Raw genomic sequence first — 20,840 nt, forward strand, 5'->3', positions numbered from 1 at the left:
TAGAGTTGATCTATGCGAGACCCCGCGGACCTGTACGAGCTGAACCCGGCACTGGTGGTGCCGGAGGGCCTCCCTCTGATCGCGGGGCTCACCGGGTTCGCCGACGCCGGCTCCGGCGTCAGCCAGCTCGGCACCTACCTGCTCGGCACGCTCGACAGCGAGGTCGTCGCGACCTTCGACGCCGACATCCTGCTCGACTACCGCGCCCGGCGGCCGATCATCTACTTCGACCAGGACCACCTGGCCGACTACCAGCCGTCGACGCTGAAGCTGCACCTGGTCTACGACGAGCTGCGCCAGCCGTTCCTCTTCCTGTCCGGGTTCGAGCCCGACTTCCGCTGGGAGGCGTTCACGGAGGCCGTGCTCGGGCTGATCGAGCGCTACCAGGTCAAGAGCGTCACGTGGGTGCACTCCATCCCGATGCCCGTGCCGCACACCCGGCCGATCGGCGTGACCGTCAGCGGCAACCGTTCCGACCTGATCGAGGCGATGTCGATCTGGAAGCCGCAGACGCAGGTGCCGGGCAACGCCCTCCACCTGCTGGAGTACCGGCTGCAGCAGCTCTCGTACCCGATCGCCGGGTTCGTGCTGCTCATCCCGCACTACCTCGCCGACACCGAGTACCCCGCGGCCGCGATCGCGGGACTGGAGAGCATCAGCGCCGCGACCGGCCTGATCTTCCCGACCGACCGGCTGCGCGAGGAGGACCGCGAGTTCGTCGCCAACATCGACGAGCAGGTCGCGGGCAACGCCGAGCTCGCCAAGCTGGTCGGCACGCTGGAGGAGCGGCACGACACGTACATGGAGGACACCCAGCTGCGCTCGCCGCTGACCGACCGCGACGGCGAGTTGCCCAGCGCCGACGAGATCGCGGCCGAGCTGGAGAACTTCCTGGCGTTCCGCCGGCACGGCGACGACCGTCGCGGCGACGACGAGAACCCCCGCGCCGACCGCTGACCCGGCCCCCGGGGCGGCCCCCGCCGCGGCATCCGCTACGGGGCGGGCATAGGATCGTGGGGTGAATTCGCGTCGGTCCTGGGTCATCTTCGGGATCGGAGTCTTCGCCTACCTCGTCGCCGTCATGCAGCGCACGAGCATCGGCGTCGCCGGCGTCGCCGCGACCGAGCGGTTCCACGTCTCCGCCGCCGTCCTCTCGTCGATGGCGGTCGTCCAACTGATCGTCTACGCGGCGATGCAGGTGCCCGTCGGCGTGCTGATCGACCGTGTCGGATCGCGCGCGCTGATGATCGCCGGAACCGCCCTGATGGTCCTCGGCCAGGTGACGGTCGCGTTCGCGCCGACCATCACGCTGGCGATCGTGGGCCGCATCCTCGTCGGGGCGGGCGACGCGACCGTGTTCACCTCGCTCATGCGGCTGGTCAACTCCTGGTTCCGCGGCCGGATCGTGCCGCAGCTCTCGCAGTGGATCGGCAACATCGGCCAGCTCGGCCAGGTGCTGTCCGCCATCCCGTTCGCCCTGCTCCTGCACCAGTCCGGCTGGACGCCCGCGTTCCTCAGCGCCGCGTCGGTCTCGGTGGTCGCGCTCGTCGGCATCGTCGCGGCCATCCGCGACCGGCCGGTGGGCTCCAGCGAGGGGCCGCGCCCGGCGACCTGGGGCGAGTCGATGCGCCAGCTCCGGATCAGCCTCGCCCGGCCCGGCACACAGCTCGGGTTCTGGTCGCACTTCACGACGCAGTCCTCCGGCACCGTGTTCAGCCTGATGTGGGGCCTGCCGTTCATGGTGTTCGCGCTCGGCATCGATCCGTCGGAGGCCAGCGGCCTCCTCATCGTCTCGGTCGTCGCCGGTCTGATCGCCGGCCCGATCCTCGGCCTGCTGACCGCGCGCTTCCCGCTGCGGCGCAGCAACCTCGTGCTCGCGATCGTCGGGATGATGGGGCTGGTCTGGGCGCTCGTGCTGCTCTGGCCGGGGACGCCGCCCCTGTGGCTGCTCATCCTCCTGCTCGTCGCGATCGGGATCGGCGGGCCCGGCTCGCTGATCGGCTTCGACTTCGCGCGCACCTCCAACCCGCTGCACAGCCTCGGCTCCGCCAACGGCATCGTCAACGTCGGCGGCTTCCTCGCCAGCTTCGTGATGATGTTCCTGATCGGCGTCGCTCTCGACGCCCAGAACACCGCGCACACGGTCGCCGGACTCTACGCGCTCGACTCCTTCCGCTGGGCGTTCGCCGTGCAGTACGTGATCGTGGGCATCGGCGTCGTCTTCCTCGTCCGGGCCCGCCGACGCACCCGCCGCCGGCTCGCGGAGGAGGAGGGAATAGAAGTGGGCCCCTTGTGGGTTGCATTGGTTGACGCTTGGCGCAGGCGAGATGGTCGGGAGCCTGGCGAGAACGTGCAATAATTGATACCTGGACCCGTTCATGTTCTTGGGGTCGGAGCACTCGATGGTGCCCGGCGCGACAGCCCAAGGCTTGACATGGGTCTTAGTAATGTCCGCACGCGACCTCAGGCGGGCGCAACGGGGGACGTACCAGAGTCCTCCCGCCCCGAGTACTGCGCTTACGTGGGGATGTTTGGCCCACGCTTGTATGGAAGGTAGGCACATGGCAACCCGTGCAGCAACCAAGGCCCGCGAGGCCGAGGCGGTCGAGGAGACCGAGGAGACCGCTGCGGCCAGCAAGCCCGCGGCGAAGAAGACGACGGCCAAGGCTCCGGCGAAGAAGGCCGCGCCCAAGAAGGCCGCCACCAAGGCCAAGGGCGACGACGACGAGGAGCTCGACGAGGACGCCGAGGTCGAGATCGACGCGGACGACGCGGCAGAGGGCGACGACGCGGCCGAGACCGACGACGCCACCGACGGCGACGAGTCCGAGGGCGACGACGCCGAGGCCGACGACGCCGAGGGGTCCGGCCCGAAGGGCGAGAGCGCTGCCGTGCAGGCCGCGGCCGACGCCCCGCTGCCGACCGACGCGCTCGTGCTGCGCGCCGTGGACGAGGACGACGACGTCCCCGTGTACTCCACGACGATCACCGGCGCGACCGCCGACCCGGTCAAGGACTACCTGAAGCAGATCGGCAAGGTCCCGCTGCTGAACGCCGCGGAGGAGGTCGAGCTCGCGATGCGCATCGAGGCCGGTCTGTTCGCGGAGGACAAGCTCGCGAACACCCCGAACATGCCCAAGGAGCTCGAGCGCGAGCTGCGCTGGGTCGCCCGCGACGGCCAGCGCGCCAAGAGCCACCTGCTCGGCGCCAACCTGCGCCTCGTGGTCAGCCTCGCCAAGCGCTACACCGGCCGCGGCATGCAGTTCCTGGACCTGATCCAGGAGGGCAACCTCGGTCTGATCCGCGCCGTCGAGAAGTTCGACTACACCAAGGGCTTCAAGTTCTCGACCTACGCCACCTGGTGGATCCGTCAGGCGATCACCCGCGCGATGGCCGACCAGGCCCGTACCATCCGCATCCCGGTGCACATGGTCGAGGTCATCAACAAGCTCGCCCGCGTCCAGCGCCAGATGCTGCAGGACCTCGGTCGCGAGCCCACTCCGGAAGAGCTCTCCAAGGAGCTCGACATGACCCCGGAGAAGGTCATCGAGGTGCAGAAGTACGGTCGCGAGCCCATCTCGCTCCACACCCCGCTGGGTGAGGACGGCGACAGCGAGTTCGGCGACCTGATCGAGGACACCGAGGCGGTCGTGCCGGCCGACGCGGTCGGCTTCACCATGCTGCAGAAGCAGCTGGAGAGCCTCCTCGACTCCCTGTCCGAGCGCGAGGCGGGCGTGATCCGCATGCGCTTCGGCCTGGGCGACGGCATGCCGAAGACGCTCGACCAGATCGGCGACACCTTCGGCGTGACGCGGGAGCGCATCCGGCAGATCGAGTCGAAGACGATGGCGAAGCTGCGCCACCCGTCCCGCTCGCAGTCGCTGCGCGACTACCTCGAGTAAGGTGCGCTACCGACTGGCGGTCATCGCCGGCCGCCTCGCCCGCTGGCTGCTGCGCCTGCGGGGAGGCGGCTCCGCGGTGCCGGGGCGGGTCGCGCTCGCGATCGCGCCGAAGTTCCTGGAGCGCGCGGTCAGCCGCCTCCCGCTCGGTGTGGTGTTCGTCTCCGGGTCCAACGGCAAGTCGACGACCACGAACATGCTCACCGCGATCCTGCGCGAGCACGGGCTGAACGTCTTCACCAACCCGTCCGGCGGCAACCTGCCGCAGGGGATCGCCTCCGCGCTGCTCGCGGACGTGCCGCTCGACGGCTACGTGCGGGGCGACGTCGGCGTGATCGAGGTGGACGAGGCGTACGGGGTCGACCTCGCGACCGTGCTGAAGCCGCGCGGATCGCTGCTGCTGAACGTCCAGATCGACCAGCTCAACCGCTTCTTCGAGCCCACCCGCGTGATCGGGATGCTGCGCACGATCGCGGAGCGCTCCAGTGAGTTCGTCGTGGTGAACGCCGACGACGACAGCCTGGCCCGGGTCGGTGCGGAGCTGGCGGCATCGGGTCGTGACGTGACGACCTTCGCCGTGGCCCCCGCCATCATCGAGTCCTCGCCCAACGGCCTCGCCAACGTGGCCGACCTCTCCGGCGTCGCCGCCGGCGCCCTCCCGGTGCCCGCGGTGTTCGTCAGCAAGCTGGAGACCCAGAGCGCGCAGCTGACGATGGGCGGAGAGTCCATCCGGATCGGCCTGCCCGCGCGCGGCCTCCACTACGCGGTGGACGCCGCCGGCGCGACCGCGATGGCCCGGCGGGCGTTGGGCGACCGGTTCCGGTCGGAGGCCGTGGTCGCGGCGATGAGCTCGCTGCGCACGGTCTACGGCCGCGGCGAGACGCTGAAAGTCGGCGACGAGGACATCGAGATCATCATGATGAAGAACCCGCCGAGCCTCCAGCTCAACCTCGACTACCTGAGCCACAGCCCGGAGCAGGTCTTCGTCGCGGTGGACGAGGGCACGCCCGACCCGTCCTGGGTCTACGACATCGACCTCTCCAAGCTGGAGCACGTCGACATCGTCTCCGGCACGAAGGCCTGGCAGTTCGCGACGCGGTTCGCCTACGCCGGGATCGAGGTCGACCAGGTGATGCCGGAGCTGCGGCCCGCGCTGCAGGCGTTCCTCGCCCTCCCGAAGCCGTCCCGCGGCACCAAGACCATGATCGTGAACTACGAACAGATGATGGCGATCCGCAAGCAGCTCGGCTTCCTCGACCTGGAAGGCGGCGAGAAGTGACCGTCCTCCGCATCCTGCACCTCTACCCGCGCGAGCTCGGGATCAACGGCGACGCAGGCAATGTGCTCGCCCTGGCCGAGCGCGCGCGCTGGCGCGGCGTGGACGTCGACATCGTCCAGCACGCGCCGGGCGCCGAACTGCCCGCCAGCGCCGACATCGTGCACATCGGCTCCGGCCCGCTGTCGTCGCAGCGCGCGGTCGTCGGTGACGTGGCGCGGATCGCGCCGCGGCTGCGGCAGTGGCGCGACTCCGGAGTCCCGATCCTCGCGATCGCGGGCGGCTGGCAGCTGCTCGGCGAGGAGATCGAAACGCCGGACGGCGAGACGCTCGCCGGCGCCGGGGTCTTCCCGACCCGCGCCGTGCTGGGCTCGCGTCGTCACGTCGCGGAGGTCGTCGTGCGGATGGCCGACGGCGTCACGCTCGCGGGCTTCGAGAACCACTCGGCCACGACGACACTCAGCCCGGACGCCGTAGGCGCGACTCCGCTCGGAGAGGTCGTGAGCGGCTTCGGCAACGGCGACAAGACGGAGGGCGTCGTGCTCGGGAGCGCGATCGGCACCCACCTGCACGGCCCGGTCCTCCCGATGAACCCCGTGCTGGCCGACCGGATGCTGCAGACCGCCCTGCGCGGCGAGGTGGCTCCGGTCCCGCAGACCGAGCGCGTCGACCGCTACGCCGCGAACGCGCGCCGAGCCATCGCCGCACGCCTCAACGTCGCGCTCTAATTCTCGTAGACCCGGGGGACGCGCACGGCGACGCCCGTGATCATCTCGTCGGCGATGGTCTCGGCCCAGTCGGCGTACGTCTCGGCGGTGACCGAGCCGTCGCGGCCGGAGCCGAAGAGCACGGCGGTGTCGCCCACGGCGACCCGCGCCGCGCCGGCGTCCACGAGCATGGTGTCCACGTCGACCTCGAGCACGCGGCAGCGCTGGCCGGCGAGGAGGACCGAGGTCTTGGCGATGCCGAGCACCGGGACGCCGTCGCCGTAACCGATGCCGAGCCGGGCGTGCGTGGTGCCGCCGACGTGGATCTCCACGACCGGGGCCTCCAGGCGCATCACGGCCTCCAGCCCGAGCTCGGCTCCGGTCGTGTCGTCGAACGGCGAGAAGCCGTAGGCGGCGATCCCGAACCGGACCAGGTCGAAGCGCGCCTCCGGCATGCGGATGCCCGCGGAGCTCGCCGCGAGGTGCAGGATCTCGAACCGCGCGCCGCGCTCCTCGGCTTCCGCGACCGCGCTGCGGAACTCCGCGAGGGCGGCCTCGTCGTCCGCGAGGGAGGCGTCGGCCAGGTGCGACCAGGCCGCGCGGATGCGCACGACGCCCTGCCGCTGGAGCTCCAGCGCGGCGTCGATGAGGTGCGGCCACTGCTCGCGGGTCGCGCCGTTGCGGCTGAGGCCGGTGTCGACCTTGAGATGCACGACGGCCGGCCGGTCGGCGCCCGCGGCCGCGATGGCCTCCAGCTGCCAGAGGGCGGAGATGCCCAGGTCGATGTCGGTCTCGATAGCCGCGCGCCAGTCGGTGTCCTCGCCGTGCAGCCAGGCCAGTAGCGGGACGGTGACGCCCGCGGCGCGCAGCACGAGCCCGGCGGGGACCTCCAGCACGGCGAGCGAGGTCGCGCCCGCCTCTAGCCCCGCCTCGGCGATCGGCAGCAGGCCGTGGCCGTAGGCGTCGGCCTTGACCGCGAGCATGGTCTCGGCCGGCGCGATCAGCGCGCTGAGGTGCGCGACGTTCCGGCGCAGCGCGGCCAGGTCGATGACCGCGCGGGGGAGCGGCTCCGCGATGGCGTCCACGATCGTCACTGCGCGGCCCTTCTCGTCCAATGGCCGTACTGGCGCTCGATGCGGCGGCCCAGCCGGCTCGTGATGACCGGCGCGGCCACGCCGAGCGCGGCCTCCCAGTCGAGCGTCGACGGCTCGCCGCGGGCCGGGTCGCCGAACAGCACCACCGGGTCGCCCGGCTGCGCCCCGGCGTCGCCGATGTCGACCACGAACTGGTCCATGGCGATGCGGCCGGTGATGCGGCCGGTGGTCTCGCCGACCAGCACGGGCGCCTTGTTGGAGGCGACGCGCAGGATGCCGTCGGCATAGCCGAGCGCGACCAGCACGAGCGTGCTGGGGCGTTCGGTGCGGTACGTGTAGCCGTAGGAGACGCCGCGATCGGCGCCGACGCGCTTGACCGCAATGATCTCGCCGGTGAGGCGGAGCGCCGGGGCGGTTCCCGCGAGGTCGGTGAGCCCGAGCAGCTCGGGGCCGAGCAGGTGCGCGGGGCCGCTGGCGTGGCGTCCCGCCGGGAAGCCGACGGTCACCGGCACGGGGATGCCTTCGTCGGCGATGGCCGCGGCGTCCTCCACCCGGGAGACGAGAAGACCGCCGACCTCCGCGTCGGTCAGCGCCCGGGCGACGGGGATGAGCCCGTGCCCGTACGCGTCCGCGCGGAGATCGGCGGTGCAGTCGGGGAGCGGCGCGGTGGCCGCCGTGGTGGCGTTCGAGCGGATGACGTCGAGGTCGACGAATGCGCGCCTGCGCACGCCGGTGGCTGCTGCCATCGCTCGTTCAGCCCGTTCGCGTGGGTCGCGAGGACCTAGGCGCGCTGCTCTTCGAAGAGACGAGCCGTCTCGTCGTGCCAGCTGTGCGCGATCTGCGAGAGCTTCTCCTGGTGCTTCTTGCCGTGGTGGGCGCAGAAGAGGAGTTCGCCGTTGTTGACGACGACGCGGATGTACGCCTGAGCGCCACAGCTGTCGCAGCGGTCCGCGGCCGTCAGTTGCGGCCCCGACTCGAGCTCGTCAACCGCACCGTTCTCCGAGGTGATAGTAGACATGTGATGCTCCTTTCCGTCGCAACCGGTGAACTCGGTACGTCTATAGAACCACGTAATCCCTGTGACGAGGCGCGTATCCGCTGCTATTTCGCTCAACGCGAAGCATCGGGGCCCGTGGGTGTCGGGTCGGGGAACCTCCCGGGCAGCACGTAACCTGGAGGATGCACGGCACGCGGTCTCGCGCGCCATGCGACCCGGAACACCGCACGGAACACAAGGAGCGCTCGTGGCGAGCTCGGACTATTCGGCGAGGCACCTCTCGGTGCTGGAGGGCCTGGAGGCTGTGCGCAAGCGCCCGGGCATGTACATCGGCTCCACCGACTCCCGCGGCCTCATGCACTGCCTGTGGGAGATCATCGACAACTCGGTCGACGAGGCGCTCGCCGGGCACGGCACCGCGATCGAGGTCATCCTGCACGCCGACGACAGCGTGGAGGTGCGCGACCAGGCGCGCGGCATCCCGGTCGACGTCGAGCCCAAGACCGGGCTGACCGGGGTGGAGGTCGTCTTCACCAAGCTGCACGCCGGCGGCAAGTTCGGCACCGGGTCCTACGCGGCCTCCGGCGGCCTGCACGGCGTCGGCGCGTCCGTGGTCAACGCGCTGTCCGAGCGGCTCGACGTCGAGGTCGACCGCGACGGCAAGACCTGGGCGATGTCCTTCCACCGCGGCGAGCCGGGCGTGTTCTCCGACGGCGCCGCCGCGCCGAGCCCCGACGCGAAATTCGCGCCGTTCGTCAGCGGCAGCGAGCTGCGGGTCGCCGGCAAGGTCCGAAAGGGCGTCACCGGCACGCGGATCCGCTACTGGGCCGACCGCCAGGTGTTCACCGCGGGCGCCGCGTTCTCGGTGGACGACCTGATCGGGCGCGCCAGGCAGACGGCGTTCCTCGTCCCTGGCCTCGCGATCACGATCGACGACCAGCGGTCCCCGGAGGGCGAGCGCACCACCTTCAGCTACGACGGCGGCATCTCGGAGTTCGTGGACTTCCTCTCGCCGGACAGCCCGATCACCGAGACCTGGCGGCTCACCGGCGAGGGCCACTTCACCGAGACGGTTCCCGTGCTCTCCGACAGCGGCGCAATGGTGCCGACCGAGCTCAAGCGCGAGTGCCAGGTCGACATCGCGCTGCGCTGGGGGACCGGCTACGACACCGTGATGCGCTCGTTCGTGAACATCATCGCGACGCCGAAGGGCGGCAGCCACCAGACCGGCTTCGACCAGGGGCTGCTGAAGTTCTTGCGCCAGCAGGTGGAGCAGAACGCGCGGCGGCTCAAGGCGGGCACCGACAAGCTGGAGAAGGACGACGTGATGGCGGGGCTCACCGCCGTGCTGACCGTCCGCCTCCCTGAGCCGCAGTTCGAGGGCCAGACCAAGGAAGTCCTCGGCACGCCCGCGGTGCGGACGATCGTGGCCAACGTCATCCAGAAGGCCCTCGCCGAGCGCTTCACGTCGACCAAGCGCGACGACAAGACGCAGGCGGCGCTCGTGCTCGACAAGGTCGTCGCGGAGATGAAGAGCAGGATCTCGGCCCGCGCCCACAAGGAGACGCAGCGCCGCAAGAACGCGCTGGAGACCTCCTCGCTGCCGGCGAAGCTGGTGGACTGCCGGTCGAGCGACGTGGCGAACAGCGAGCTGTTCATCGTGGAGGGCGACTCGGCGCTCGGCACCGCGCGACGTGCGCGGGACAGCGAGTACCAGGCGCTGCTGCCGATCCGCGGCAAGATCCTCAACGTGCAGAAGGCGTCGGTCTCCGACATGCTCTCCAACGCGGAGTGCGCGGCGATCATCCAGGTCATCGGCGCCGGATCGGGACGCTCGTTCGAGATCGGCTCCGCGCGGTACGGCAAGGTCATCATCATGTCGGACGCGGACGTCGACGGCGCCCACATCCGCACGCTGCTGCTCACGCTGTTCTTCCGCTACATGCGGCCGATGATCGAGGAGGGCCGGGTGTTCGCGGCCGTGCCTCCGCTGCACCGCGTCGTCGCGATCAACCCCGGCTCGAAGCCGAACGAGACGATCTACACCTACTCGGAGGCGGAGCTGCAGGCCGTGCTCGCCGACCTCAAGAAGCGCGGCCGCAAGTACCAGGAGCCCATCCAGCGCTACAAGGGCCTCGGCGAGATGGACGCCGACCAGCTGGCCACGACCACGATGGACCGCGCCCACCGCACCCTCCGCCGTGTGCGCGTCTCCGACGCCGAGGCGGCGAACCGCGTCTTCGAGCTGCTGATGGGCAACGACGTCGCCCCCCGCAAGGAGTTCATCATCGCGGGCGCCGACGACCTCTCCCGCGCGCGCATCGACGCGTAGGCATCGGAGGAGATCCGGGGCGACACGCCAGCCGGAAACAGTCAACGGAGGAGATCCCGGCCCGGTGGGCCGGGATCTCCTCCGTTAACCATGGCTCTGGGTTCGTCGGTAGCGGAGGAGATGCGGGGCCGGGAGGGGTGGATGTCCTCCGGTGGCTGCCGACACGCCGTGGGCCGGCGCGGATGTCCTCCGTTGGCGTCAGGCGAGACGGGAGCCGATGGAGGCGACGACCATGTCGAGGGGGGTGCCGGAGCCGTCGCGGCGGGCGCCGCCCTCGGGGAGGACGCGCTGGGCGCCGTCGGAGCCGACCGCCAGGGCGGGCGCTGCGCCGACCCAGGCGAGCGCCAGCTCGGTCTCGCCCTTGAGGAAGCGCTGCGAGCGGACGCCGCCGGTCGCGCGGCCCTTGGCCGGGAACTCGGCGAAGTCGCTCACCTTGCCGCTGCCGGGGTCGGCTCCGGGGAGGGTCTGGTCGCTGATCGCGATGGTCACGACGACCGCCTCCTCGCGCTCCGCGGCCTCCACCGCGCCGAAGAACACCACGCGGGCGTCGGCGGCCAGGTTGATGCCGGCCATGCCGCCGGCCGCGCGGCCCTGCGGACGCACCGAGCCGGCGGAGAACCGCAGCAGCTGGGAGTCGCTGGAGACGAAGACGAGCTCGGCGTCGTCGGCCGACTGCACAGCTCCGACGACGGCGTCACCGGCCTTCAGGGTGATGACCTCGAACTCCGGCTTGTTCGCCCAGTCGCCCGGCGTGACCCGCTTGACCACGCCCTGGCGGGTGCCGAGGGCGATCGCGCGCGGGGAGTCCAGCGAGACGATCGCGAGCACCCGCTCCTTGCGGTCGGCGAGCGCGAGGTAGTCGCCCACCTTCACGCCCGCGCCGAGCTGCACCGAGTTGAGCGGGGCGGCCGGGAGGTCGACCGGCGAGAACCGGATCAGCCGGCCGCGGTCGGTGACCGCGCCGATCTCGCTGCGGCTCGTGGTGTCCAGCCGCGACAGGATGGCGTCGTGCTTGCTGCGCCGGGCCGGCGGCTGGATGCGGTCGAGTCCTTCGCCCTCGCCGACGCCCGCATCGACGCGCAGGATGCGGCCGGTGGTCGAGAGGTACACCCGGCACGGGACGTCCGCGACCTCCAGCTGCACCGTCATCGCCTTGCTGCGCGAGCCGGCGCCGGCGATGGACGGCTTGGCCTCGGTGAGCAGCGTGCGGCGCGGGGTGCCGAACTTCACGGCGACCTGCTCCAGCTCGTCGGAGACCAGGCCCTCGATCCGCGCCTTGCTGCCGAGGATCTCCTCCAGCTCGGCGATCTCGGCCGCCAGCTGGTCGCGCTCGGTCTCCAGCTCGATGCGGGAGAACTTGGTGAGCCGGCGCAACCGCAGCTCCAGGATGTAGTCGGCCTGCAGCGTGCTGAGGTCGAACACCTGCTGCAGCCGCGTGCGCGCCTGGTCGGTGTCGTCGGAGGTGCGGATGACCTGGATGACCTCGTCGATGTCGAGGATCGCGATGAGCAGGCCCTCGACGAGGTGCAGGCGCTCCTTGCGGCGGGCGAGGCGGAACTCCGAGCGCCGCGTCACCACGCTCACGCGGTGGTCGAGGTAGACGCGCAGCAGCTCGCGCAGCCCGAGGGTCTGCGGGCCACCGGCGACGAGGGCGACGTTGTTGATCGAGAAGCCCTCCTCCAGCGGTGTGTGCCGGTAGAGCTGCTCGAGGACGGCGTCCGGGCTGAACCCGGTCTTGATGCCGATGACGAGTCGGAGGCCGTGCTGGCGGTCGGACAGGTCGGTGACGTCCGAGATGCCGTTCAGCTTCTTGGCGTTGACGCCGTCCTTGATCTTCTCGATCACGCGCTCCGGGCCGACGCCGTAGGGCAGCTCGGTGACCACAAGGCCGCTCTTGCGCGCGGTGATGGACTCGACGCGCACCTTGGCGCGCATCTTGAAGCTGCCGCGGCCGGTCGCGTACGCGTCGCGCACGCCGGAGAGGCCGGCGATGGTGCCGCCGCTCGGGAGGTCGGGGCCCGGCACGTAGTCCATCAGCTCGTCGAGCGTGGCCTCCGGGTTGGCCAGGAGGTGGCGGGCGGCGCCGACGACCTCCACCAGGTTGTGCGGCGCCATGTTCGTGGCCATGCCGACCGCGATGCCGCTGGCGCCGTTGACCAGGAGGTTCGGGAACGCGGCGGGCAGCACGTCAGGCTGCAGGAGCTGGTTGTCGTAGTTGGGGACGAAGTCGACGACGTCCTCGTCCAGGTCCTCGGTGAGGGCCAGCGCGGCGGCGGCGAGGCGCGCCTCCGTGTACCGGGCGGCCGCGGGGCCGTCGTCCAGCGAGCCGAAGTTGCCGTGGCCGTCGACCAGCGGTACGCGGAGGGTGAAGTCCTGGGCCATCCGCACGAGCGCGTCGTAGATGGCGCTGTCGCCGTGCGGGTGCAGCTTTCCCATCACCTCGCCGGTGACGCGCGCCGACTTCACGTGACCGCGGTCCGGGCGCAGGCCCATCTCGGTCATCATGTAGAGGATGCGCCGCTGCACCGGCTTCAGGCCGTCGCGGGCGTCGGGGAGCGCCCGGGAGTAGATGACGGAGTATGCGTACTCCAGGAACGAGCCCTGCATCTCGGTCGTGACGTCGACGTCTTCGATGCGTTCCGTCGTAGGGGCCTGATCGTCTGCTGGTGTCATTCGTGCATTCGGTGTGTGGGGCGGCAGGAGGCGCGCCGGTTCGACGGCTCCCGTCCGTCCAGCTGTGACAGACTGGGCCGGATGCCCCCCATGCTACCGGCCGCGTTCACCACCCGAGCGAGCCTCGCCACGGTAATGCCGAGTTCGCTGGGGGCGCTGCGCGGGGAGCCGAACGACCTCGAGCTGCCCGCTTTGGAGCACGTCGTGGTCGTGGTGGTCGACGGCCTCGGCGCCGCGGCCCTCCGCGCCCGCGAGGGGCATGCCAGGACGCTGGCCTCCCGGCTGGCCAAGACGACCACCATCGACGCCGGCTTCCCGACCACGACGGCCGCCGCACTGGCGACGCTGACGACCGGGACGACACCGGGGGAGCACGGCCTCGTCGGCTACCGGGTCCGCGACGACGCGGGCCGGCTGACCAACCAGCTGAACGGCTGGGACGACCGGATGGACCCGGCCACCTGGCAGCGCGCCGAGACGGTCTTCCAACGGGCGGCGGCGGACGGTGTCGCCTGCTACGCCATCGGCGTCCCGGCGTACGCGGACTCCGGCTTCACGCACGCGGTGCTCCGTGGCGCCGAGTTCATCGGCGGCCGCACGATGGCCGACCGGTTCGACGCGGCGCGGGCGATCCTGCGCACGCCGGGGCCGTCCCTCACCTATCTGTATGTGGCCGAGCTCGACCAGGCCGCCCACGCGCGCGGCTGGGAGTCGCCGCGGTGGACGGCCGAGCTGGAGACCCTGGACGCGCTCGTCGCCGGCCTGGCGGCCTCCCTCGGCCCTGCCCAGGGCGTCCTGGTGACCGCCGACCACGGCATCGTCGACATCCCCGAGAGCGGGCACGTGCTCTTCGACACCGCGCCCGAACTCCTGGAGGGCGTGGCCGAGATCGCGGGCGAGCCGCGCCTGCTGCACCTCTATACAGAGGGGGGCGCGAGCGCCGACGACGTCGCCGCCCGCTGGCTCGAGGTGGAGGGCGGCCGCTCCTGGGTCGCGACCCGTGACGAGGCGATCGCGGCGGGCTGGTTCGGGCCGGTCGTGGCCCCGGAGGTCGCTCCGCGGATCGGCGACGTGCTGGTGGCGGCTCGCAAGCGCATCGCCTACTACGACTCGCGCGACCCGCAGCGCACCGGGCGCAGCATGATCGGCCAGCACGGCTCGCTCACGGTCGAGGAGACCCGGGTGCCGCTGCTGCGGTTCGGAGCGGCAGCGTAGGCGCTGGGCCTTACGCCAGGTCGTCGTCCGTGCGGGCGCCGAAGACGATCTCGTCCCAGCTCGGCATCGCGGCACGCCCCTTGCGGCGCCCGGTCGAGACCGGGGTCTGCTCCTGCGTGGAGGACAGCGACGGGGGAGGCGTCGGAGCGTTGTTCTCCGGGGTGGAGGGCGCGGCCGGCGGAGGGCCGAACTCCTCGATGACCGTGATCGTCTCCTCGACCACCCGGAACGGGGTGATCGGGTCGAGGAGCGTCGGCTGCTCGACCTGCTCGTGGCGGCCGCTCCGGTCGCCTCGGTCGTTCCGCGGAGCCGGCTCGTCGTAGGAGGCCGCCTCGCGCTCGCCGCGGCGGCGGCGCAGGGCCTCCAGGAGGTCCGCCGTCTGGTGCAGGTCGCGCGGCGTCTCGTCCGCGCGCTTGATCGCGGAGACCGCGATGGAGTTGCTGGCGCGGCCGGGAGCGTGCGGCTCCAGCGGCTCGAGCGGCTGGGTGACCTCCGGGCCGAGCAGGTCGACTCCCGGGGCCGGGAAGGTGAAGGCGCCGCTGTCGAAGCGGGAGTTGTCGGGCTCGCCCTCGTTGGGGAGGACGGCGCGCAACCGCGGGATCAGCGCGCCGCCGCGCAGCTCGCCGGCCTGCGACAGCGTGGTCGCCTCCGAGTTGAGCGGGGCGAGGGCGTGCTTGCGGAGGTCGTAGCTCCAGCGGGCGTCGTGGTCGATCTCGTCGGCGGTGAACTCGAGCTTCACGATCCAGCCGGTCTCGACGTCCTTCCAGCTCGCCCAGCGCTCCCCGGCGACGCCGAGGGAGGCGAGGCGGTCGCGGATCACGGAGCCGAACGTGTCGGGGTCGCCCAGCGGGTCGACCTCGGCGGCGGTGCGGACGGGGACGCTGAGGGCGCTCGCGACGACGTGCTCGCGCTCGGCCACGATCGGGCCCTCGAAGCGCTGGACGTAGTCCAGGGGCGCGCCGGTGACGGCGGCGACGTCGTCGGCGGACATCCCGGAGCGGATGTGGGCCTGGATCTCCCGCGGAGACAGTTTGGGGACTTCGGCGGACGCCTGCTGACGCACCTGCCGGATCTTCGACTGCAGCGTGTCGTCGACGGCGATGCGGAAGCGTTCACCGTCGTCGCCGACGGCGACGATCGCACCGTTCTCGACCCCGATGACCTTCAAATCCTGCATTGTGATGCCTTCCGAGCTCGCGTTCGTTCCGGCCCAGAATGCCACGGGAATGGGGGACTTCCGGGGAATACCGCGGGCGTGCCGGAAGTTGAACACCGAGCAAACGCTGAGAGGCTCCTGCGTGGTTTTGCTATTCGCAGGCGATTGATGCAAACTATGGCCGCCGATTGCGAGAATCGGCCGTTACGACGAGAAGTGGATGGGCATGGCAACGGATTACGACGCACCGCGGAAGACCGAGGACGACTCCGAGTCGATCGAGGCCCTCAAGGAGCGAGTTCCGGACAAGATGTCTGGTGTCGTCGACGTCGAAGACGCCGACAACCCGGGCGGCTACGAGCTCCCCGGTGCCGACCTGTCGGACCTCGACCTCGACGTCGTGGTGCTGCCTCCTCAGGCGGACGAGTTCACCTGCGTGAGCTGCTTCCTGGTGAAGCACCGCTCGCAGATCGACCACGAGACCAAGCTCGGACCGATCTGCATGGAGTGCGCCGCCTGAGCGACGCACCGCACCGCTACGACGCCGAGCAGTCCCTGCGAAAGGGACTACAGAGGACGTCGGGCCTCATCGAGAACCCGGACCAGCTGGTCCGGGTTTCTTGTTGAGATCAGCCAGTAGGGCGCCGGGTCGTCGACGTCCAGCACGGGGACCTTCACGACCGGCTTGATCCAGCCGCGGATGAGCAGCCACGCACGGGCGTCCAGCCGCTGGCCGCGCTCCATCGTCGCCTCCTCGCCGGTGAACGAGCGCGGCTCGCCGATGAACTCCAGCGGGATCTTCGCGTGCCCGGCGGTGAGCTCGGCCGCTGTGACCCGGATCACCGGGGCGGAGGCGAGCAGCGCGATCACGATCGCGGCGTAGAAGACGATCGCCAGCACGACGCCGACGGCGAAGTTGATCGGCGCGAAGACGAGCATGACGGCGGGCACGACGAGGATGGTGGAGATGAAGAGCCAGGGGGTCGCCCAGAGCCGTTCTCGGTAGAGGTCCATAGGACTATTCGATCATCCTTCGTGCACTACCCTCGACACGTGACCGAATCCGTGGACGTCCCGATCATCGCCGACCGCCTCCCCGTGTACGCCCACCCCGGTGACGCGGGCGCGGACCTGTGCGCAGCGGAGCCCGTCACGCTGGCCCCGGGGGAGCGGCACACCGTGCCGACCGGGGTCTCGATCGCGCTGCCGGAGGGCTACCTCGGCTTCGTGGTGCCGCGCAGCGGCCTGGCCATGCGCCACGGCATCACCATCGTCAACGCCCCCGGCACGGTCGACGCCGGCTATCGCGGCGAGATCAAGGTGACCGTCCTGAACACGGACAGGTCGATGTCGTACGATATCGCCGTCGGCGACAGGATCGCGCAGCTGATCGTCATGCCGGTCGCTCAGGCCCGGTTCATCCCCGTCGACACCCTCCCGGACAGCCACCGCGGCACCGCGGGCTTCGGCTCGTCCGGCTACACCGTCACCCAGGCAGGAGAGCACGCTTGACCGACAGCATCGACACCCCCGGCGAGGCCGAGCCTCAGGACGTGGAGAAGTCCGCGCCGGAGGATCGGGAGACGGAAGGTCCCCTCGACGACAGCGAGGCGAACCCGGTCCGTCCCTACGTCGACCTCGGCGGCGTCAAGATCCTGCCGCGCGAGGGCCTCCACCTCCGCCTGGAGGTCGAGGAGGAGTCGCAGCGCGTCGTCGCGGTCGGCCTCGACTACGCGAACTCGACGCTGCAGGTGCAGCCGTTCGCCGCTCCGCGCTCCACCGGGCTGTGGCACGAGATCCGCGGCCAGATCGCGGAGCAGGTGCAGCGCCAGGGCGGCCGCGTGAGCGAGCGCGACGGTGTGTTCGGCCCGGAGCTGGTCGCCGAGATCCCCGTCGCCGCTCCGCAGGGCGCCCCGGGCGAGACCCGCGTCGCGCGCTTCGTCGGCGTCGACGGCCCGCGCTGGTTCCTGCGCGGCGTGATCGCCGGCGACGCGGCCGTGAAGCCGGAGGCCGCGGCCCTGGTCGAGGACCTCTTCCGCAGCATCGTGGTCGTGCGCGGCAACACCCCGATGCCGCCCCGGGACCTCATCCCGCTGCGCATGCCGTCGGCCCCGAGCGCCGGCGACAGCGGATACAGCTCGCTGTGAGCGGTGGTCGAGACGTGACCGAGCAGCACCACGAGCCCGAGCGGGCCGAGGAGGCGCAGGCCGCCGACCAGGCGCAGGCCGCCGACCAGGAGCGCGACCCGGTCGCCTCCACGCTCGGCGAGAGCCTGGCGAAGGCCGCGCGCAACTCCGGCATGGGCCAGCTGGTCGACGGCGAGACGCCGACCGGCATGGCGCTGCTGTCCGCCCTCGGCGGCGTGCGCGGCCTGCTGGAGACCATCCTCCCCGGCCTGGTCTTCCTCATCGTCTTCACGTTCACACAGAACGTCCCGCTCTCGATCGGCATCTCGGTCGCCGTCGCCGTCGTCTTCACCGTGGTCCGGATCGTCGGCAAGACGCCGGTCACGCAGGCGCTCGCAGGGCTGATCGGCGTCGGGCTGTCGGCGATCTTCGCGCTCATCACCGGGCGCGGCGAGGACAACTTCATCCTCGGGATCTGGACGAACGCCGCCTATGCCGCCGCGCTCCTGATCTCCATCCTGATCCGCTGGCCGCTGATCGGCCTGGCGGCGGGCTACCTGATGGGCGACGGGCTGGCTTGGCGGTCGGTGAAGTCGAAGTTCCGGGTGATGCAGGCCCTGACGTTCCTCTGGTTCCTGCTCTTCGCCGCGCGGCTGCTCGTGCAGGTGCCGCTCTACCTGGCGCACACCGACGCGGCCACCAGCGCCCTCGCCCTCACCAAGCTCCTGATGGGCGTCCCGCTCTACGCTCCGCTGCTGCTCATCACCTGGTTCGTGGTGAAGGGGCAGTTCCCGCAGAAGCCGCAGTCGCAGGCCAAGAAGCCGCAAGGCGACAGCGCCGTTTAGGCGCACGAGTCCAGGAGGGGGAGGATGCTCGACGCGCGCACCAGGGAGGGGCTGAGCGCCGCGCAGGTGGCGGAGCGCAGGGCGGACGGCCGGGTCAACCTCCAGCGCCAGCCGGGGTCGCGGTCGATCTCCGACATCCTGCGCGAGAACATCTTCACGCTGTTCAACGGCATCCTCACCGGCTGCTTCATCGCGGTGCTGCTGCTCGGCGACCTGCGCGACGGCTTCTTCTACGGGGTCGTCGTCGTCAACGCGCTGATCGGGATCGTGCAGGAGCTGCGGGCCAAGCGCGTGCTCGACCGGGCCGCGCTGCTCGCGGCGCCCGAGAGCCGGGTCCGGCGCGACGGGCAGGTGGTCGCGATCGCGCTGGAGGACGTCGTGCTCGACGACCTCCTGGTGCTGCGCCCTGGCGACCAGATCCCCGCCGATGCCGTCGTGGCCGAGAGCACAGGGCTCTCGCTGGACGAGTCGTTGCTGACGGGGGAGTCCGACCCGGTGTTCAAGGACGAGGGCGCTCAGTTGCTCTCCGGCTCGCATGTCGCCACCGGCACCGGCTATGCGATCGTCACGGCCGTGGGCGCCGACTCCTATGCCAGCAAGCTGACCAGCGAGATCCGCCGGCACTCGCTCGTGCACTCCGAGCTGCGCGACGCGACCAACCGCATCCTGGTCTACCTGTCCTGGATCCTCGGGCCGATCATCCTGGTGACGATCATCGGCCGGGTGCTCGCGTACGGCGGGTTCAACGAGCTCTTCACTGACACGCGCTGGCGGCGCGCACTGCTCGACGCGGTCGCTGCCGTCGTCGGGATGATCCCTGAGGGGCTGGTGCTGCTGACCAGCCTCGCCTTCGGCGTCGCCGCCATCCAGCTCGCCGCGCGCAAGGTGCTCGTGCAGGAGCTCGCGGCGGTGGAGGTGCTCGCGCGCGTCGACGTGCTCTGCCTCGACAAGACGGGGACGCTCACCAGCGGCGAGCTGGTGCTGGAGGGCACGGAGCCGATCGGGGAGGTCCCGGCCGAGCTGGCGGAGATCGCCCTCGCGGCGTTCGGCGCGGACGACACGGGGAACGCGACCTCCGGCATCCTCTCGACCGGGTTCCGGAGCGACCGGTTCCGGGTCGAGCGGCGCATCCCGTTCAGCTCGGCCACCAAGTTCAGCGGGCTGGTCATGCGTGTGGACGGCGAGGAGACCGCCTGGGTGCTCGGCGCCCCCGAGCGCGTGCTCGCCGGTCACGAGGAGGCGCTCCGGCGCGCGACGGCGATCGCGTCGACCGGGCGCAGGACGCTCGCCCTCGCGCGGGCGATCGACCCGCTCCCGCACGGCACGCACGTCCCGCTCGGCGACGTGCGGGTGGAGCCCGCCCTGCTGGTCGTGCTCGGCGAGACCCTGCGACCGGAGGCGCCGGAGACGCTCGGTTACTTCGGCGAGCAGGCCGTGCGCGTGGTCGTGATGTCCGGCGACAACCCGGTGACGGTGGAGGCCGTCGCACGCGCGCTGAACATGGAGGGGGAGGCGGTCGACGCGTCCACGCTGCATACCGACGAGGAGCTGGCCGCGGCGCTGGAGCGCTCCAGCATCTTCGGCCGGGTCAGCCCGGAGCAGAAGCGGACGGCCGTCGGCCTTCTGCAGCAGCAGGGCCGCACGGTCGCGATGACCGGCGACGGTGTCAACGACGCGATGGCGATCAAGGACGCCAACCTCGGCATCGCGATGGGGACGGCGACGGCGGCGACCAAGGCCGTCTCCCGGCTGGTGCTGCTCGACAACCGGTTCGACCGGCTGCCGGACGTGCTCGCCTCCGGCCGGCGGGTCATCGCCAACGTGGAGCGCGTCTCCAACATCTTCCTGGCGAAGACGGTCTACGGCATCCTGCTCGCGCTGTTCAGCGCCGTGGTGCTCTGGCCGTTCCCGTTCCTGCCGCGGCAGCTCACGCTGGTCTCCACGCTCGCCATCGGCATCCCCTCCTTCTTCCTGGCGCTGGCGCCGAACAAGCGCATCTACACGCCGGGCGTGCTCTCGCGCATCCTGCGGTACTCGATCCCGACCGGTGTCATCGCGGGGCTCACGGCGGTCGTGGCATACGCGCCGCTGCACAAGTCCATCCCGCTGCACGAGGCGCGCAGCGTGACCACCCTCGCGCTGTTCTGCGTGTCGCTGTGGATCCTGTGCGTGCTCACCCGGCCGCTCACGACCTGGCGGTGGTTCCTGCTCGGCGGGGTGGCGGCGGCCTTCGTGCTGGTGTGCGTCATCCCGGGCACCGCGAGCTTCTTCGAAATGCACCTCTCCCTCGACACGGCGCTGCTCTGGGGGATCGCGGTAGGCGCCGTGGGATCGGCCGGCATCGAGCTGTTCTACCGGTTCGCCCGGCGGCGCGGCCTGGTGTTCGACCGGGTCTGAACGTGCTAGATTTTATCTCGACGTCAAGATACTTTCCCGAGACGATGACTTAGGGTTACCTTGCTGGAACGGGACGTCGAAGCATGACGAAGATGGACACGGCGCGCGGGATCTCGCCTGCCG

The 20,840-nt window shown here is 71.0% G+C and carries 18 protein-coding genes; 12 read left to right on the plus strand and 6 right to left on the minus strand.

Features of this window, described 5'->3' with window-relative positions; all coding sequences use genetic code 11:
• The first annotated feature begins 12 nt into the window (after positions 1-12).
• The 5 genes from F1C12_RS01745 to F1C12_RS01765 all read left to right on the plus strand — a co-directional run bounded on the left by F1C12_RS01745 (position 13) and on the right by F1C12_RS01765 (position 5,903).
• Positions 13-957 carry a proteasome assembly chaperone family protein gene (locus F1C12_RS01745; RefSeq protein WP_185277163.1) on the plus strand — a complete coding sequence of 315 codons (945 nt, stop codon included), beginning with the start codon at positions 13-15 and terminating at the stop codon, positions 955-957.
• Between the two features lie 61 nt (positions 958-1,018).
• Positions 1,019-2,359: an MFS transporter gene (locus tag F1C12_RS01750; RefSeq protein WP_185277164.1), complete on the plus strand. Its 1,341-nt coding sequence runs from the start codon at positions 1,019-1,021 to the stop codon at positions 2,357-2,359.
• A 202-nt stretch (positions 2,360-2,561) separates the two neighbouring features.
• Positions 2,562-3,902: an RNA polymerase sigma factor gene (locus tag F1C12_RS01755; RefSeq protein WP_185277165.1), complete on the plus strand. Its 1,341-nt coding sequence runs from the start codon at positions 2,562-2,564 to the stop codon at positions 3,900-3,902.
• 1 nt (position 3,903) lies between these two features.
• Positions 3,904-5,178, plus strand: coding sequence for a MurT ligase domain-containing protein (locus tag F1C12_RS01760; RefSeq protein ID WP_185277166.1), 1,275 nt, complete (start codon positions 3,904-3,906; stop codon positions 5,176-5,178).
• Complete coding sequence (locus F1C12_RS01765; RefSeq protein ID WP_185277167.1) at positions 5,175-5,903, plus strand: type 1 glutamine amidotransferase; 729 nt, start codon at positions 5,175-5,177, stop codon at positions 5,901-5,903. The genes F1C12_RS01760 and F1C12_RS01765 overlap by 4 nt, the downstream gene beginning before the upstream one ends.
• Here F1C12_RS01765 and alr read toward each other — a convergent pair.
• The 3 genes from alr to F1C12_RS01780 are packed head-to-tail and all read right to left on the minus strand — an operon-like array spanning position 5,900 to position 7,994.
• On the minus strand, positions 5,900-6,976 hold the full coding sequence (gene alr, locus F1C12_RS01770) for an alanine racemase (RefSeq protein WP_185277168.1): 1,077 nt from the start codon (positions 6,974-6,976) through the stop codon (positions 5,900-5,902). The genes F1C12_RS01765 and alr overlap by 4 nt on opposite strands.
• Positions 6,973-7,722 carry an alanine racemase C-terminal domain-containing protein gene (locus F1C12_RS01775; RefSeq protein ID WP_258046072.1) on the minus strand — a complete coding sequence of 250 codons (750 nt, stop codon included), beginning with the start codon at positions 7,720-7,722 and terminating at the stop codon, positions 6,973-6,975. Before F1C12_RS01775 ends, alr begins: the two co-directional genes overlap by 4 nt.
• Before the next feature lie 35 nt (positions 7,723-7,757).
• A complete protein-coding gene (locus F1C12_RS01780; protein WP_055915732.1) occupies positions 7,758-7,994 on the minus strand; it encodes a DUF7455 domain-containing protein in 237 nt (78 codons plus the stop codon).
• A 226-nt stretch (positions 7,995-8,220) separates the two neighbouring features.
• Between F1C12_RS01780 and F1C12_RS01785 the strand changes: the two genes are divergently transcribed.
• The gene (locus F1C12_RS01785; protein WP_185277169.1) at positions 8,221-10,305 is read left to right on the plus strand and encodes a DNA gyrase/topoisomerase IV subunit B; all 2,085 of its coding nucleotides are present in this window, start codon (positions 8,221-8,223) and stop codon (positions 10,303-10,305) included.
• Between the two features lie 198 nt (positions 10,306-10,503).
• On the opposite strand, the gene F1C12_RS01790 is transcribed toward F1C12_RS01785, so the two are convergent.
• Positions 10,504-12,978 (minus strand): DNA gyrase/topoisomerase IV subunit A, encoded by a 2,475-nt coding sequence (locus F1C12_RS01790; protein ID WP_185277170.1) that lies wholly within the window; start codon positions 12,976-12,978, stop codon positions 10,504-10,506.
• Between the two features lie 90 nt (positions 12,979-13,068).
• On the opposite strand from F1C12_RS01790, the gene F1C12_RS01795 reads away from it, so the two are divergent.
• A complete protein-coding gene (locus F1C12_RS01795; RefSeq protein ID WP_185278722.1) occupies positions 13,069-14,193 on the plus strand; it encodes an alkaline phosphatase family protein in 1,125 nt (374 codons plus the stop codon).
• 10 nt (positions 14,194-14,203) lie between these two features.
• Here F1C12_RS01795 and sepH read toward each other — a convergent pair whose 3' ends face one another.
• Positions 14,204-15,370, minus strand: a complete 1,167-nt coding sequence (gene sepH / locus F1C12_RS01800) for a septation protein SepH (RefSeq protein ID WP_185277171.1) — start codon at positions 15,368-15,370, stop codon at positions 14,204-14,206.
• Positions 15,371-15,575: 205 nt separating this feature from the next.
• Between sepH and F1C12_RS01805 the strand changes: the two genes are divergently transcribed.
• Positions 15,576-15,869 carry a DUF4193 domain-containing protein gene (locus F1C12_RS01805; protein ID WP_179605681.1) on the plus strand — a complete coding sequence of 98 codons (294 nt, stop codon included), beginning with the start codon at positions 15,576-15,578 and terminating at the stop codon, positions 15,867-15,869.
• Positions 15,870-15,916: 47 nt separating this feature from the next.
• Here F1C12_RS01805 and F1C12_RS01810 read toward each other — a convergent pair whose 3' ends face one another.
• Complete coding sequence (locus F1C12_RS01810) at positions 15,917-16,363, minus strand: DUF3093 domain-containing protein (RefSeq protein ID WP_185277172.1); 447 nt, start codon at positions 16,361-16,363, stop codon at positions 15,917-15,919.
• Between the two features lie 39 nt (positions 16,364-16,402).
• Between F1C12_RS01810 and dut the strand changes: the two genes are divergently transcribed.
• The 4 genes from dut to F1C12_RS01830 are packed head-to-tail and all read left to right on the plus strand — an operon-like array spanning position 16,403 to position 20,717.
• Positions 16,403-16,861 carry a dUTP diphosphatase gene (dut, locus tag F1C12_RS01815; RefSeq protein WP_185277173.1) on the plus strand — a complete coding sequence of 153 codons (459 nt, stop codon included), beginning with the start codon at positions 16,403-16,405 and terminating at the stop codon, positions 16,859-16,861.
• Entirely contained in the window at positions 16,858-17,496 is a 639-nt protein-coding gene (locus tag F1C12_RS01820; protein WP_185277174.1) for a DUF3710 domain-containing protein, read from the plus strand. The genes dut and F1C12_RS01820 overlap by 4 nt, the downstream gene beginning before the upstream one ends.
• On the plus strand, positions 17,493-18,320 hold the full coding sequence (locus tag F1C12_RS01825; protein ID WP_258046073.1) for a DUF3159 domain-containing protein: 828 nt from the start codon (positions 17,493-17,495) through the stop codon (positions 18,318-18,320). The genes F1C12_RS01820 and F1C12_RS01825 overlap by 4 nt, the downstream gene beginning before the upstream one ends.
• A gap of 24 nt (positions 18,321-18,344) precedes the next feature.
• On the plus strand, positions 18,345-20,717 hold the full coding sequence (locus F1C12_RS01830; RefSeq protein ID WP_185277175.1) for an HAD-IC family P-type ATPase: 2,373 nt from the start codon (positions 18,345-18,347) through the stop codon (positions 20,715-20,717).
• Positions 20,718-20,840: the final 123 nt, after the last annotated feature.

Origin of the sequence: Leifsonia shinshuensis (genome assembly GCF_014217625.1) — a bacterium.
Lineage (GTDB): Bacteria > Actinomycetota > Actinomycetes > Actinomycetales > Microbacteriaceae > Leifsonia > Leifsonia shinshuensis_A.